Here is a 13,805-nt window from a genome sequence, read left to right as displayed (position 1 = left end):
TTCTACCTTCGGAGCCAACCACAACTCCGGAAGGAACCCCATGCGCATCGCTCTGTTCGGCACCGGCGGAATGGCCGCCGCACTCGGCTCCCGGTGGCGGCAGCACCGGCTGACCGTGTCCGGTCGCGATCCGGAACGCGCCGCGAAGCTCGCCGGTGAACTCGGCGCCGAAGTGCAGCCCTGGGCAGCCGCCGCCCGCGAGGCCGACGCCGTCCTGCTCGCCGTGCCGGTCTCCGCACTCGAGGAACTGCTGCCGCCGCTGGAGCTGACCGGCACCGTGCTGCTCGACTGCACGAACACGCCGGGCGACCCGGAGCCACCCGGCACCCCCGTGGCCACCCGGATCGCCGAGTTGGCGCCCGGTGCGTCCGTGGTGAAGGCGTTCAATCTGGCCAAGGTGGACGTCTGGCGGAGGACCCCGCCGACGTTCGAAGGCCGTCCGCTCGGTGTCCCGCTGTGCGGTGCTCCGGCCGCGGTCGAGGTGGCCGCTGAGCTGGTCCGCGACGTCGGCGCCACCCCGCTGCCCGCCGGCGGCCTGGACCGCGCACCGCTGCTCGAAGCCACCGCCGCGTTCGCCATCGGACTCTGGCTGCGCGGCGCCGACGCGCGGACGATGCTGATGTCCTAGAGCTGGTTCACGTCCACGATGCGGACCACCGCGGTGCCTGCCTCGTCCGAGGCGGCGAGGTCGATCTCGGCGCTGATACCCCAGTCGTGGTCACCGGCGGGGTCGTCGAAGATCTGCCGCACCCGCCACAGTTCGGGTTGCTGTTCGATCAGCAGCAGCGCAGGGCCGCGGGCATCCGGGCCGATACCAAGGGTCTCGTGCTCGTCGAAGTAGTCTTCGACGGCGTCCTCCCACGCGGCACCGTCCCAACCGGACGCCGCGTCCAGTTCGCCGAGGGTGTCGTAGGCGCGCCGGGCAGCCAGCTCCACACGACGGAACAGCTCGTTGCGCACCAGCACCCGGAACGCGCGCTCGTTGCGGGTGACCGCGGGTGGTTCGGCGGGGAGACGGGCCTGCCGTCCGTCCGCGGCACCTTCCTCGTCCGGGTGGCGCAGCGCCTCCCACTCGTCGAGCAGGCTGGAGTCCACCTGCCGGACCAGCTCGCCCAGCCATTCGATGAGGTCCTGCAACGGCTCGGTCTTGGCCTCGTCCGGAACGGTGTGCCGCAGCGCGTCGTAGGTGTCGGCGAGGTAGCGCAGCACCAGGCCCTCCGACCGCGCGAGCTGGTAGAAGCCCACGTACTCGACGAAGTTCATCGCGCGCTCGTACATGTCGCGCACCACGGACTTCGGCGAGAGCTCGTAGTCCGCCACCCACGGATGCCCCTGCCGGTACGAGCTGTACGCGGCGGAAAGCAGCTCCTCCAACGGTTTCGGGTAGGTGACGTCCTCGAGCAGCTCCATCCGCTCCTCGTACTCGATGCCCTCGGCCTTCATCGCCTGCACGGCCTCGCCGCGGGCCTTGAACTGCTGCTGCGACAGCACCGGCCGTGGATCATCCACTGTGGATTCCACAACGGACACCACATCGAGCGCGTACGACGGCGATTCGGTGTCCAGCAGCTCCACCGCGGCCAGCGCGAAGGGCGAAAGGGGCTGGTTCAACGCGAAGTCGAACTGCAGGTCCACGGTCAGCCGCACGATCCGTCCGTCGGCGTCCGGTTCGGGCAGCCGCTCCACGACGCCCGCGGCGAGCAGCGCGCGGTAGATCGCGATCGCGCGCAGGATCAGCTTCCGCTGCGCGGGCCGGTCCGCGTGGTTGTCCTCCAGCAGGTGGCGCATCGCCTCGAACGCGTTGCCCGGCCGGGAGATCACGTTCAGCAGCATCGAGTGGCTGACCCGGAAGCTGGACGTGAGCGGCTCCGGATCCGCCGCGATCAACCGGTCGAACGTGCTTTCGGTCCAGTTGACGAAGCCCTCCGGCGCCTTCTTCCGGACGATCTTCTTTTTCTTCTTCGGATCGTCGCCTGCCTTCTCCAGTGCCTTCGCGTTTTCCACCACGTGGTCCGGCGCCTGCACCACGACGTAGCCGTCGGTGTCGTAACCGGCCCGCCCGGCGCGGCCGGCGATCTGGTGGAATTCGCGCGCCTTCAGGTGCCGCTGGCGCACGCCGTCGTATTTGGTCAGCGCGGAGAACACCACGGTGCGGATCGGCACGTTGATGCCGACGCCGAGGGTGTCCGTCCCGCAGATCACCTTGAGCAGCCCGGACTGCGCGAGCGTTTCCACCAGCCGCCGGTACTTCGGCAGCATGCCCGCGTGGTGCACGCCGATGCCGTGCCGCACCAGTCGCGACAGCGTCTTGCCGAACCCGGCGGAGAACCGGAAGTCGCCGATCAGTTCGGCGATGGCGTCCTTCTCCGCGCGAGTGGTCACGTTGATGCTCATCAACGTCTGCGCCCGCTCGATCGCCGCGGCCTGCGAGAAGTGCACCACGTACACCGGTGCCTGACCGCCGTTCAGCAGCTCGGACATGGTCTCGTGCAGTGGCGTGATCGCATAGCGGTAGGTCAGCGGGACCGGCCGCTGGGTGGAGGTGACCGCCGCGGTGGCCCGCCCGGTCCGGCGGGTCAGGTCCTTCTCGAAGAACGAGACATCGCCGAGCGTCGCGGACATGAGCACGAACTGCGCCGCCGGCAGCTCGATCAGCGGGACCTGCCACGCCCAGCCGCGGTCCGGTTCGGAGTAGAAGTGGAATTCGTCCGCGACGACCTGACCCACCGGCGCATCGGCACCGAAGCGCAATGCGATGTTCGCCAGGATTTCCGCGGTGCAGCAGATGATCGGTGCATCGGCGTTGACGCTCGAATCGCCGGTCAGCATACCGACCTGATCGGCGCCGAAGATGTCGATGAGCTGGAAGAACTTCTCCGAGACGAGGGCTTTGATCGGCGCGGTGTAAAAGCTGCGTTTGCCATGCGCCAACGCGGTGAAGTGGGCGCCGACCGCGACCAGGCTCTTGCCGGAGCCGGTCGGAGTCGAGAGGATCACGTTCGCGCCGGAGACGACCTCGATCAGCGCTTCCTCCTGGGCCGGGTACAGCTCGATCCCCCGTTCGGCGGTCCAGGTGGAGAAGGCCTCGAACAGGGTGTCCGGATCGGGATCCGCAGGCAGAAGGTCCGTGAGTGTCATCGTGGGACCCATCGTGCCATCTCACGACGGGCAGTTCCGCAGGGGAGATCGCGGCTGCTTGCCCGAACCCGTAGGCTGCCCGGGTACCGCGCACCGACCGGGGGATACTGACGGGCGGGCGCGCACACGGGCGGTACTCGCGGAGGACTCAGCAATGGCACAGGACATCATCCCGATCGAGCTCGGGCTGCCGCAGGGCGACGTGGTCACCCTCTGGGCCCCGCGGTGGCGGGAGGACGGCGAGGAGTGGGAAGCGTTCCTCGGCGACGAGGACGACCTGTACGCCTTCCCCGATGCCGCGCACCTTGCCGCCTTCGTGCGCACGTCCGAGCAGCACGATCTGCTCGACCACCCGGCGTGGGACGCGGTCCCCGAGCTGAACGTGCCGGAGCTGATCCCGGACGACGACCACTCCTACGACCTGGTCGGCGTGCCGGAGCTGGTTGCCGACGAGCCGGACTCGTGGACCATCGGCGAACTGGCCGAGATCGTCGGCATTGTGCGCTCGCTCGCGGACGTGTGCGAGCTCGAAGAGGTGCACGAGGTGCTCGACGCCTACGAGGGTTTCTCGCTGCTGGAGCAGGGACGGCTGCCGTTCACCGGGCGCGAGGGCGAAGCGCTGTGGAACGACCTGTCGAAGGCCGTCTCGGAGAAGTGGGATGTCGTGCTCGACGCGATCGACGGGCTGGTGACCGTGCCCGAGGTCGACGCCGCGGTGCTGGAGCAGACCGCAGAGGAGCTGGCCGCGTTCCACGAGGAGTCCGCCGAATCGGAGGCCGAGGCCGAGGACGGCGGCCCGGAGGACCTGGAGGCGGTGGACTCCGAGGACGACGCCGACGAGGCGGACGACGAGCCGGTGGGTTTCTGGGGTGAGGTCGGCATCGACCCGGTCAAGATCGTCACCGCCGGCGCGGAGTACTACACGCTGCGCTGCTACCTCGACGACAAGCCGGTGTTCCTCGGCAGCGAGGGCGAGATCGACGTGTTCGGCTCGGAAAAGGCACTGCTCACCGCGATCACCGACGGCAAGGAGCTGGCCGACACCGAACTCGCCGACGTGTCCACTTGGGACGAGGTGCTGGCGAAGGCGACCGCGGGCGAGCTGGAGGTCGAGGTCGACCCGGACAACACCTACGTGCTGAACGGGCTCGACGAGGACATCGCCGCCGGTCCGGAATCGATCGACCCGACCCAGCTCGAACTCGCCGTCGAACTGCTCACCGACGCGGCCGAGTGGGCAGGCGACGACACCGTGGAAAGCGCGCTGGCGGCAGGCGAAAGCCTCGGCTGGCTCGTGTCGTTCGTGCTTCGCCCCGACCCGAGCCGGCTCGAGCCGAGCGCTCCGTTCGACGCCGAACAGAGCGCGTGGCGCAAGCTGGTGGAGGGTTTCGAGAACCGCCTCACGGTGCTCTGATCCGTCAGCCGAGCGCGTCGAACACGGCTTCGGCCGCTCCGCGGCCGGAATACCGCTGCCAGGCGACGTCGGCGATCGCATCCGGATCAAGGGTGTGGCCGTCGGCGTCGCCGTATTTTTCCGGCTGTGCGGTCACCATCCGGTAGATGTCGCCGCGTTCGATGAGTCCGCCGATGACCAGGCTGCCCACGTAGACCCCGGTTCCGGCCAGCGCCGCGTGCAGCGTCTTCGCGTAGTTGTGCAGAGCGGCGCCGGCGACGGCCAGTGCACCGAGGGCGGGCATCGGCCGGACCGCACTGAGCCCGCCTGCGAACAGAAATCCGCCCGTGCCGCGCTCGAGCATCGCGGGCAGCGTCCGGTTCACCACCTGAACCGCCGGGTACAGCCAGGTCATCGCCCGTTCGACATCGGCGACGGTGACTTCCTCGATGGGCCCCGGCCTGCTCTCCGGTCCGGCCGCGGCCGGTCCGGAGTAGACGACGTCGATCCGGCCGAAGCGTTCGGTGATCGCGTCCAGCACGGAATCCAGGTCGGTGCGCACGTCACCGGTGAAGGACTCCGCGGTGATCCCGGCCGCGGACAGGCCGGCGAGGTACCCGGTGTGCCGGGTGTCGGTCCGGGAAACGACGGCGACGTCGTGGCCCTCTCGCCCGAACCGGTGGGCCATCGAAAGCCCGAGGCCGGGTCCGACTCCGAGCACCACGGCGGTCGGCTTGGTCATGGTGATTCCTTCCTCCGGAAATAACTCGAGGGCACCCTCGACTTGGTTTCGACCGTAGCACGAAGTCGAGATCACCCTCGACTTTTGTACGATGGAACCATGGCCGCCGGATCCAAGCCGTTGCGCGCAGACGCCGCCCGCAACCGCGACAAGCTGCTGGGTGCGGCAACCCGGGCGTTCGCCGCGCGCGGTCTCGATGCCCCGCTGGAGCAGATCGCGCGCGACGCCGGCGTCAGCATCGGCACCCTCTACGCACACTTCGCCACCCGTGAGGCGTTCTTCGAAGCGATCCTGCCCGCACAGCTGGCCGCACTGGACGATCTCGCCGAGAAGGCACTGGCCGAACCGGATCCGTGGCAGGCGTTCACCGGCTTCATCGACGGCCTGTTCGCCTTACAGGCGGAAAACCACGGCCTGAACGACGCACTCGCACAGCGGCTGCCGCTCAGCCCCGCGATGCTCGAGGCGTGTCACGCCGGGCTCCGGCAAGCCACCCGGATACTGGACCGCGCCAAAACGGCGGGCCGGCTGCGCCCGGACTTCGAACCCGCCGACCTGGTGCCGCTCCTGGTGGGCATGTCCCAGGTACTCCAGTCCGAGGCGACCTCGCCCGACTGGCGGCGGCACCTCGGCTTCTTCCTGGACGGACTGCGCGCTTAGTCCTTTTCGGACTCCGCGCGCACCGGGACGAGGCCGATCGCCAGCACCGGGAAGACCGCGGCCACGCAGAAGGCGAGTGCGTAGCGGCTGTCACCGATCACCAGGCCGAGCAACGGCGGGGTGAGCGCGGCCGCGATGTTCTGCGCGGTGTTCTGGGTGCCCATCGCCCGGCCGGACCAGGCGACGCCGGCGAGTTCGGCCGACGCAGTGAACCCGAGACCGTTGTCCGCCACCGTGATCACCGCGGCAAGCACCAGCGCGACCAGCACCAGCCACAACCACGTCACGTCGCCGAGCGCGACCAGGAGCATGACCACACCACTGGCCGCCGCCAGCTGCCGCATCGGCCGCAACCTGCTGCCGACCCGGTCCGACCAGTAACCGGAGGCCAGCCGGCCCAGCGCACCCAACACCTGCACCAGAGCAAGGAAAATCCCGGCCTGCGAAGGACCCCAGTGCTGCTGCGAGACGAGGTACACCGGCGCGAACGCGGACACCGCGAACTGCGGCACCACCAGCAACGCACTCGCCCCGTGCACCTGCCACAGCCAAGGCTTGCGGTACGGCGACGGCGGTTTCTCCGCACCGTTCGCCGGACGAGGTGGCCGCGGCGGGTCGACCACGAACGCCGCGACCAGCAGCGCCACCACGATCGCCAGCGCCGCGGGCAGCAACATTGCCGTCTGGAACCCCCAGCTCGCGGCCAGCGGCGGCAGACCGAGCGCGGCCACCGCGATGCCGAGCGGCTGCGCGGTCTGCCGGATGCCCATGGCGACACCGCGTTCGGATTTCGAGAACCAGCCCATCACCACCCGACCGCTCGCCGCGTTCACCGAAGCCGTGCACGCTCCGGCAACGAGAAACACTCCGAACAGTAGGCCAACCGGGTGATGACCAAGCGCGGCGTACACCAGGAGTAATCCCGAAAGGCCGAGCCCGAGCGCCATGATCAGCCGCTCGCCGTAACGGTCCGCAGCCGCACCCCAGGCGATCAGGGTCAACAGCAGCCCAATGCTCGGCGCGGCGACCACCGTGCCCGCCTGCGCCAGCGTGAGGTCGTCGGCGACCCGCATGGTCGGCACGAGAAATGGCAGACCGTAAAGGAAGGAACAGCTCGCGGTCTGCGCGGCGAGACCGAGCGCGAGGATGAACCATCTGCGCACGCCGCCCTTTTCCGGCACCTGCTGCCCGGCCGCGACCTGCGCCATCATCTGTCACCGTCTCAATATTTGAGAAGACGTTCTTACATATTGAACTTTAGTTGGGCATGCTAACGAACGCAACCGGCTTACCGGACCGGTCGCAACCCACCGGCGCGGGACTCAGCCCAGTGCGGCGTACCCGGGCTTGATGACCTTCTCGATCAGCGCCAGCCGCGCATCGAAATCGAGGAACGCGGATTTCATCGCATTGATGGTGAACCAGCGAAGATCGTCGAGACCGAAGCCGAATGCCCCGGCCAGCGCGGCGAATTCGCTGGTCATCGTGCATCCGCTCATCAGCCGGTTGTCGGTGTTCACGGTGACCCGGAAGCGCAGCCTGGCGAGCAGGCCGATCGGGTGCTCGGACAGCGACGGGACGGTTCCGGTCTGGACGTTCGAGGTGGGGCAGATCTCCAGCGGAATGCGGCGGTCCCGGACATAGCTCGCCAACCGTCCAAGATGGACCTCGCCGTCCGGCCCGGTGGTGATGTCCTCGGCGATCCGAACACCGTGCCCCAGCCGTTCCGCACCGCAGAACTGAATCGCCTCGTGGATCGAGGGCAATCCGAACGCCTCGCCGGCATGAATAGTGAAATGTGCATTATTGCGACGCAGGAACTCGAATGCGTCGAGATTGCGGCTCGGCGGGAATCCGTCCTCCGGGCCGGCGATGTCGAAGCCGGCCACGCCGGCGTCCCGATGCCGGACGGCCAGCTCGGCGATCTCCATCGCCCGCGCGTGCTGGCGCATCGCGCACAGGATCGTCGCGACCCGGATCCGTCCGCCTGCGGCGACCACGCGCTGTGTTCCCTCGGCGAATCCGGCCTGGACTGCTTCGACCACCGCATCGAGTGAAAGATCACGTTCAACGAACAGCTCCGGCGCGTACCGCAGCTCGGCATAGGCCACGCCGTCCGCCGCCAGGTCTTCCACCGCCTCGGCGGCAACCCTGACCAGCGCCTCCTCGGTCTGCATCACCGCGCAGGTGTGCGCGAACGTCTCGAGGTAGGACACCAGCGAACCGGAATCGGCCGCGGCGCGGAACCAGCGGCCGAGTTCGGCCGGATCGCCGGTGGGCAGGTCGCGGTACCCGACGGCATCGGCGAGTTCGGCAACGGTGCCGGGGCGGAGACCACCGTCGAGGTGATCGTGCAGCAGGACCTTGGGTGCGCGGCGCAGGATCTCCGCGCTCAACGGGGTTTCGTCCGACATGGCCCCAACGGTAGCCTCGGTGTCATTCCCCTACATGGCCGTAACCGGCACCGTCGTGACAACGCTGTGCGTGCGGGTCCGGGGGAAGGAATCGGCCATCCGGGTAGCCGACGTGCTATCCCGGCTTCGCGGGGGCCATACACACAGCAATTTTCTCCGTCGTTAAGCTTCCGCCCAGTCCCTTCCATTTCCCCGCCGACGAAGGACACCGCAGTGACCACTGACAACCACATTGCCGCTCCGTCCTTCGACCGGATGCGCAACATGCTGGTGCGCGCGGCCGAAGTGCGTGAGAGCGAGCAGCAGCAGATCTTCGACGCGCTCGACGACATCTACGCCCGGCTGGCGCCGGTGGACTCACTCGGCGCGGTGCGCAAGCGGCTGTCCGAGCTGCCCGACCGCACCGAGGTCGGGGTGCTGGCCGAGCGGCTCGACGAGGCGATGACCCGGCTCGAGGCGCAGGACAACGCGCTTGCCGCGCTGACGCACGCGGTGGAGAGCATCGTCGACAAGCTGGCGAAGCCGTTCGCCCAGCTCGACGGCAGGCTGGACGGCGTCGCGGCCCGGTTCGAGGGCGTTGCGGGCCGGATGGACGGGCTCGAGGACAAACTGCAGAACATCCACCGCCGGATCGACGAGCTGGGTGGGCACCTGGACAAGCAGGACGCCAAGCTGGACTCGATCCCGCAGTCGACCCAGGCCCCGGTGCGCGAGCGCATCGAACTGGCCGAGGCGGCGCTGCGCGAGCGGATCGACACCACCGACCAGGAGCTGCGCTCCCGCGTCGACGAGCTGGACCGCGCAACCAAGGAGCGGATCGGTGCCACCACCGACGCGCTCAAGGCGGCGGTCACGGAGACCGGCGAGAAGGTCGACCCCGCCGAGCGGCTGGAGAAGGTCGGCACCCGGCTCGACACGGTCACCGACCGGCTCGACGATCTGGCCACCCGCCTGGACAAGGTCGAGGACGGCGTCACCGGCAGGCTCGGCGATCTGGACGGCTCGCTGCGCACCGGCCTGTCGAAGGTCGAGGGCACGCTGGCCAAGCAGCCGGACACCGACTCGGTCGACTCGCTCGTGCGCCGCAGCAACGACGAGTCCGTGCGCCGCATCGGCGGTCAGCTGGACGAGGCCATGGCCACCTTCGCGGAGCTGATGCTCGGCGGCGGCCCGGCAGTGCAGCAGATCGCCCCGGCACCGCCCGCGCCGCGCCAGCCGCGCCGCAGCTCGCGCAACGGCCGTTCGCCGAAGGCCGCCGACGCGAAGGCGAAGAACGGCTCCGCCGACGCGGACGAGCCGGCCACCGACTGAGCCGGAACCCGAAGAACGCCCTCGCCGGAACTCGGCGGGGGCGTTTTCCTGTTTGGGCGCCGTTCGCGAGCACGGCCGGATTTCGGGCACGCCCGGATTTGCCGCGGTACTAAGCCCTGCCGGCGTCGGCCAGCGCTTCGGCCAGTACCAGCGGGTTGAGGTAGTCGCGGTACGAGACGACCAGGCCGTCCCTGATCCGGAGTACGGCGATGATGGTCTGGTGCAAGGGTGCGCCGGTGGGGACCACGGTGCCGTGTGCGTCGTACTCGACGATCACCACCTCGGGGTCGGTCGTTTCGTGGATCACGACGTTGCGGTACTCGTCGAATCTCACGAAGCTCTCGGCCTGGGTGGTGAGGAACTCGCGAATCCGTTCGCGGCCCGCCAACCGGCCCGGGACGCCTTCCGGCCGGTACGGCCACTCGAGGTAGCCGTCCGGGGCGATCAGGCTGACGAAGGTGTCGGTGTCCATCTCCCGGCCTGCGCGCAGAACCTGCTCGACGATCTCACGTGCCGTGGCGGCCATGGCCACTCCCCTTTCGTTGAACGCTCGTTGATTGAACGACCGTAGAGCGAAATGGACCCTCGGTCAACGGCCGTAGAATGAACCGGTGAGTGAACCGAGCGCCCGCCTCACCAGGGCACAGCAGCGCCGCCGGAGCGAGGACCGCATTCTCGCCGCAGCCCGCCGGATCTTCGCCGAGCTCGGCTACGACCGGACCACGATCCGCGCGGTGGCCTCGGCCGCCGGTGTCGACGCCGGACTCGTCATGCACTACTTCGGCAGCAAGGACCTGCTCTTCGCGCGCGCCTCCGAAGCGCCTGCCGACGAATTACCGGGCGGGACGTCGGACGAGGTGGCCGAGGCTCTGCTGACGTCGCTGGGCAGGCGCCTGACCGAGGAGCCGACTGCCTCGCTGGCGGTGCTGCGCTCGATGCTCACGAACGCCGACGCGGCCGACCGTTACCGGGCCGCCGGGGAGCCCCAGCTCAAGCATCTCACCGAGGCCATCCCGACACCCGACGCCGACCTTCGCGCGAGCCTGCTCAGCGCGATCGTGCACGGCGTGCTCGCCGAGCGGTACCTGTTGCGCCTCACGAACCTCGCGGACGCCTCACCGGAGCAGATCGTCGACCTGCTCCGCCCGTGCTTCCAGAGCCTGGCCACTCCCCCGCCAACAGCCGAGTAGCGGTTCAGGGCCGCACGGTGTCCAGCACGATTCCGTGCACTGCCGGAGCGTGCGAGGCCACGGTGAACGAACCGGACAGCGCCGCCAAAGCGGCAGGCACCGCGTCGGGGGTGTCCGTGTGGAGTTCCAGCAGCGGTTGGCCTTCGGTGACGGCGTCGCCGGGCTTCGCATGGCACAGCACCCCGGCCGCGGACTGGACCGGGTCTTCCTTGCGCGCACGTCCGGCGCCGAGGCGCCAGGCCGCAACGCCCACCGCGTAGGCGTCCAAGGAGGCCAGCACCCCGGACTCCGGGGCCGGGACCACATGCACGTGCCCCGGCTTCGGCAGTGGTGCGGACGGGTCGCCGCCCTGTGCGGTGATCATCCGTGCCCATGTCTCGTACGCCTCGCCGGCCGCGAGGACTGCCGCGGGATCCACCGAAATTCCAGCCAGCGCAAGCATTTCCCGGGCCAGCGCGACGGTCAGCTCCACGACATCGGCCGGACCGCCGCCCTGGAGCACCTCGACCGCTTCGGCGACTTCCACCGCGTTGCCGACCGCGCGCCCCAGCGGCGTTTCCATATCCGTGATCAACGCGGTGGTGGCAACGCCGTGCGCGATACCGATGTCCACCAAGGTGCGGGCCAGCGCTTCGGCATCAGCGGCGGTCTTCATGAACGCGCCGGAGCCGGCCTTCACGTCGAGCACCAGCCCGGACGCGCCTTCGGCGATCTTCTTGCTCATGATCGAGCTGGCGATCAACGGGATCGACTCGACCGTGCCGGTCACGTCCCGCAGCGCGTACAGCTTCTTGTCCGCAGGCGCCAGGCCCTCGGTGGCCGCGCACACGACCGCACCCACCGAGTCCAGCTGCGCCGCGATCTCGTCCGGGGACAACGCCGCGCGCCAGCCGGGGATCGACTCCAGTTTGTCGAGCGTGCCACCAGTGTGCCCGAGACCGCGGCCGGACAGCTGCGGCACCGCCGCACCGCACGCGGCGACCAACGGCGCCAGCGGCAAGGTGATCTTGTCGCCGACCCCGCCGGTCGAGTGCTTGTCCACCGTCGGGCGCGAGGTGGACAGCGACAACCGCGTGCCGGAGCCGATCATCGCACCGGTCCAGCGCGCGATCTCCGCGTTGTCCATCCCGCGCAGGAAGATCGCCATGGCCAGCGCGGCCATCTGTTCCTCGGCCACGGCACCGTGGGTGTAGGCGTCGACGACCCAGTCGATTTGCGCGTCGCTGAGCCGTCCGCCATCCCGCTTGGCGCGGATGACGTCGACCGCGACTGGGGTTGCTGCCGCCTCCGCGGGAGGAAGTACGTCGGCGGGGCTCACGGCAGATCCTCGGGCCCGAACGCATCCGGCAGCACCTTCGACATCGGCAGCACACCGCTTGGCGTGTCGAGCAGGCACGTCGAACCACCGAGTTCGAACAAGATCTGGCGGCAACGACCGCACGGCATCAGCAGCTCCCCTTCGCCACCGCGGCAGGCCACCGCCACCAGCCGTCCACCACCGGACAGCCGCAGCTGCCCGGCCATGGTGCACTCCGCGCACAGCCCGACGCCGTACGAGGCGTTCTCGACGTTGCAGCCGGTCACGTGCCGACCGTCGTCCACGATGCCCGCGACGCCGACGTGAAGGCCCGAATATGGCGCGTACGCGTGCGAAGCGGCCGACACTGCTTCGGAACGCAGCGCGTCCCAGTCCACTTCGGACATCAGTCGCCCTCCCCTCGCCGGTACAGCGCGCCGTCCGCCTTCGGTGGCCGTAGTCGTTGCGACGCAACGGCAAGCACGATCAGTGTGACGAAGTGCGCGGTGTACGGGATCAGGTCGCTCGGCAACGTGTCGTTGGTCCAGTAGATCGCGTACAGCACGCCGGCACCGACCACGCCGACCCCGGCCGCGATCCAGCGCCGCCGGAACAACTGCACGATCACGATGATCACCAGCAGGATCACCGCGCCGTACAACAACGCCAGCACCGCGTCGCCGCCACCGGCGAGCTGCAGACCGTCGGAGTAGCCGAACAGCGCGGCGCCACCGAGCAGACCACCCGGCCGCCAGTTGCCGAAGATCATCGCGGCCAGACCGATGTAACCGCGGCCGTTGGTCTGGTTCTCCAGGTAGTCCGCGCCGCCCTTGAGCAGCACCAGCGAAGCACCACCCATACCGGCGAAACCACCGGAGATCAGCACGCCGAGGTACTTGTAGCGGTACACGTTCACGCCAAGGGATTCGGCCGCCACCGGATTCTCACCGCACGAACGCAGCCGCAGGCCGAACCGCGTGCGCCAGAGCACCCAGTAGCTCACCGGGATCAGCACGATCGCGATCATCGTCAACGGGGCCACCCCGCTGACCAGGCCTTTCAGCACGCCCGCGACATCGGACAACCCGACCCGCTGCTCGTCCTCCAGCGAACCCAGCCAGTCGGACAGCCCGACCGCCGAGTAGGTGTCGAACTTCGGCACCGTCGGCGATTGCCGTGGATTGCCCGAAATCGGCTCGAAGATCAGGTTCGCCAGGTACTTCGCCACCCCGAGACCGAGCAGGTTGATCGCGACGCCGGAGACGATGTGGTTGACCCGGAAGGTCACCGTCGCCACCGCGTGCAGCAGCCCGCCCAGCGCGCCGAACCCGATCGCGGCCAGCAGCCCGATCCACACGCCGCCGTAGTAGGCACCCCACGCCGCGCCCCAGGTACCGAGGATCATCATGCCCTCGAGCCCGATGTTGATCACGCCCGAGCGCTCGGCCCACAACCCGCCGAGCGCGCACAGCAGGATCGGCAGCGCGAGCCGCAACGCGGTCGAGGCGGTGTTGCTCGAGGTCAGCGCGGACACGCCGGTGGCGTACGAAGCGGTGGACATCACGGCGATCGCGATGACCGCCCAGATCACCCCGCGCAGCCAGCCGGGGATCCGCGGCCGCTGGCGCCGAGCGGGCACCGGCGTGCCGGATTCCGGTTC

The 13,805-nt window shown here is 69.1% G+C and carries 13 protein-coding genes; 5 read left to right on the top strand and 8 right to left on the bottom strand.

Going from position 1 to position 13,805, the window contains the following annotated elements:
- The first annotated feature begins 40 nt into the window (after positions 1-40).
- Complete coding sequence (locus ABD793_RS11595; protein WP_344858615.1) at positions 41-628, top strand: NADPH-dependent F420 reductase; 588 nt, start codon at positions 41-43, stop codon at positions 626-628.
- Here the strand turns inward: ABD793_RS11595 and ABD793_RS11590 are convergent.
- Complete coding sequence (locus tag ABD793_RS11590; protein WP_344858613.1) at positions 625-3,138, bottom strand: DEAD/DEAH box helicase; 2,514 nt, start codon at positions 3,136-3,138, stop codon at positions 625-627. The genes ABD793_RS11595 and ABD793_RS11590 overlap by 4 nt on opposite strands.
- Before the next feature lie 154 nt (positions 3,139-3,292).
- On the opposite strand from ABD793_RS11590, the gene ABD793_RS11585 reads away from it, so the two are divergent.
- The gene (locus ABD793_RS11585; protein ID WP_344858611.1) at positions 3,293-4,552 is read left to right on the top strand and encodes a primosomal protein; all 1,260 of its coding nucleotides are present in this window, start codon (positions 3,293-3,295) and stop codon (positions 4,550-4,552) included.
- A 4-nt stretch (positions 4,553-4,556) separates the two neighbouring features.
- Here ABD793_RS11585 and ABD793_RS11580 read toward each other — a convergent pair whose 3' ends face one another.
- On the bottom strand, positions 4,557-5,273 hold the full coding sequence (locus ABD793_RS11580; RefSeq protein WP_344858609.1) for an SDR family NAD(P)-dependent oxidoreductase: 717 nt from the start codon (positions 5,271-5,273) through the stop codon (positions 4,557-4,559).
- Positions 5,274-5,372: 99 nt separating this feature from the next.
- Here ABD793_RS11580 and ABD793_RS11575 point away from each other — a divergent pair, with 99 nt between their 5' ends.
- Positions 5,373-5,933 (top strand): TetR/AcrR family transcriptional regulator, encoded by a 561-nt coding sequence (locus ABD793_RS11575; RefSeq protein WP_344858607.1) that lies wholly within the window; start codon positions 5,373-5,375, stop codon positions 5,931-5,933.
- On the opposite strand, the gene ABD793_RS11570 is transcribed toward ABD793_RS11575, so the two are convergent.
- Positions 5,930-7,141, bottom strand: a complete 1,212-nt coding sequence (locus tag ABD793_RS11570; RefSeq protein WP_344858605.1) for an MFS transporter — start codon at positions 7,139-7,141, stop codon at positions 5,930-5,932. The two genes, ABD793_RS11575 and ABD793_RS11570, sit on opposite strands and share 4 nt — an antisense overlap.
- 114 nt (positions 7,142-7,255) lie before the next feature.
- Positions 7,256-8,347 (bottom strand): adenosine deaminase, encoded by a 1,092-nt coding sequence (locus ABD793_RS11565; protein ID WP_344858603.1) that lies wholly within the window; start codon positions 8,345-8,347, stop codon positions 7,256-7,258.
- A 213-nt stretch (positions 8,348-8,560) separates the two neighbouring features.
- On the opposite strand from ABD793_RS11565, the gene ABD793_RS11560 reads away from it, so the two are divergent.
- Positions 8,561-9,658, top strand: a complete 1,098-nt coding sequence (locus ABD793_RS11560) for a PA containing protein (RefSeq protein ID WP_344858601.1) — start codon at positions 8,561-8,563, stop codon at positions 9,656-9,658.
- 109 nt (positions 9,659-9,767) lie between these two features.
- On the opposite strand, the gene ABD793_RS11555 is transcribed toward ABD793_RS11560, so the two are convergent.
- The gene (locus ABD793_RS11555) at positions 9,768-10,184 is read right to left on the bottom strand and encodes a nuclear transport factor 2 family protein (protein ID WP_486303686.1); all 417 of its coding nucleotides are present in this window, start codon (positions 10,182-10,184) and stop codon (positions 9,768-9,770) included.
- Between the two features lie 85 nt (positions 10,185-10,269).
- Here ABD793_RS11555 and ABD793_RS11550 point away from each other — a divergent pair, with 85 nt between their 5' ends.
- Entirely contained in the window at positions 10,270-10,848 is a 579-nt protein-coding gene (locus ABD793_RS11550) for a TetR/AcrR family transcriptional regulator (protein ID WP_344858597.1), read from the top strand.
- Between the two features lie 4 nt (positions 10,849-10,852).
- On the opposite strand, the gene ABD793_RS11545 is transcribed toward ABD793_RS11550, so the two are convergent.
- The 3 genes from ABD793_RS11545 to ABD793_RS11535 are packed head-to-tail and all read right to left on the bottom strand — an operon-like array spanning position 10,853 to position 13,784.
- Entirely contained in the window at positions 10,853-12,166 is a 1,314-nt protein-coding gene (locus ABD793_RS11545) for a thymidine phosphorylase (protein ID WP_344858595.1), read from the bottom strand.
- On the bottom strand, positions 12,163-12,552 hold the full coding sequence (locus ABD793_RS11540) for a cytidine deaminase (RefSeq protein WP_344858592.1): 390 nt from the start codon (positions 12,550-12,552) through the stop codon (positions 12,163-12,165). The genes ABD793_RS11545 and ABD793_RS11540 overlap by 4 nt, the downstream gene beginning before the upstream one ends.
- On the bottom strand, positions 12,552-13,784 hold the full coding sequence (locus ABD793_RS11535) for an ABC transporter permease (protein WP_425548697.1): 1,233 nt from the start codon (positions 13,782-13,784) through the stop codon (positions 12,552-12,554). Before ABD793_RS11535 ends, ABD793_RS11540 begins: the two co-directional genes overlap by 1 nt.
- Positions 13,785-13,805: the final 21 nt, after the last annotated feature.

Source organism: Amycolatopsis ultiminotia (genome assembly GCF_039536925.1).
Classification (GTDB): domain Bacteria; phylum Actinomycetota; class Actinomycetes; order Mycobacteriales; family Pseudonocardiaceae; genus Amycolatopsis; species Amycolatopsis ultiminotia.
The sequence above is the reverse complement of the archived record's forward strand: the minus strand, read 5'-3'. Positions and strand labels throughout refer to the sequence as shown.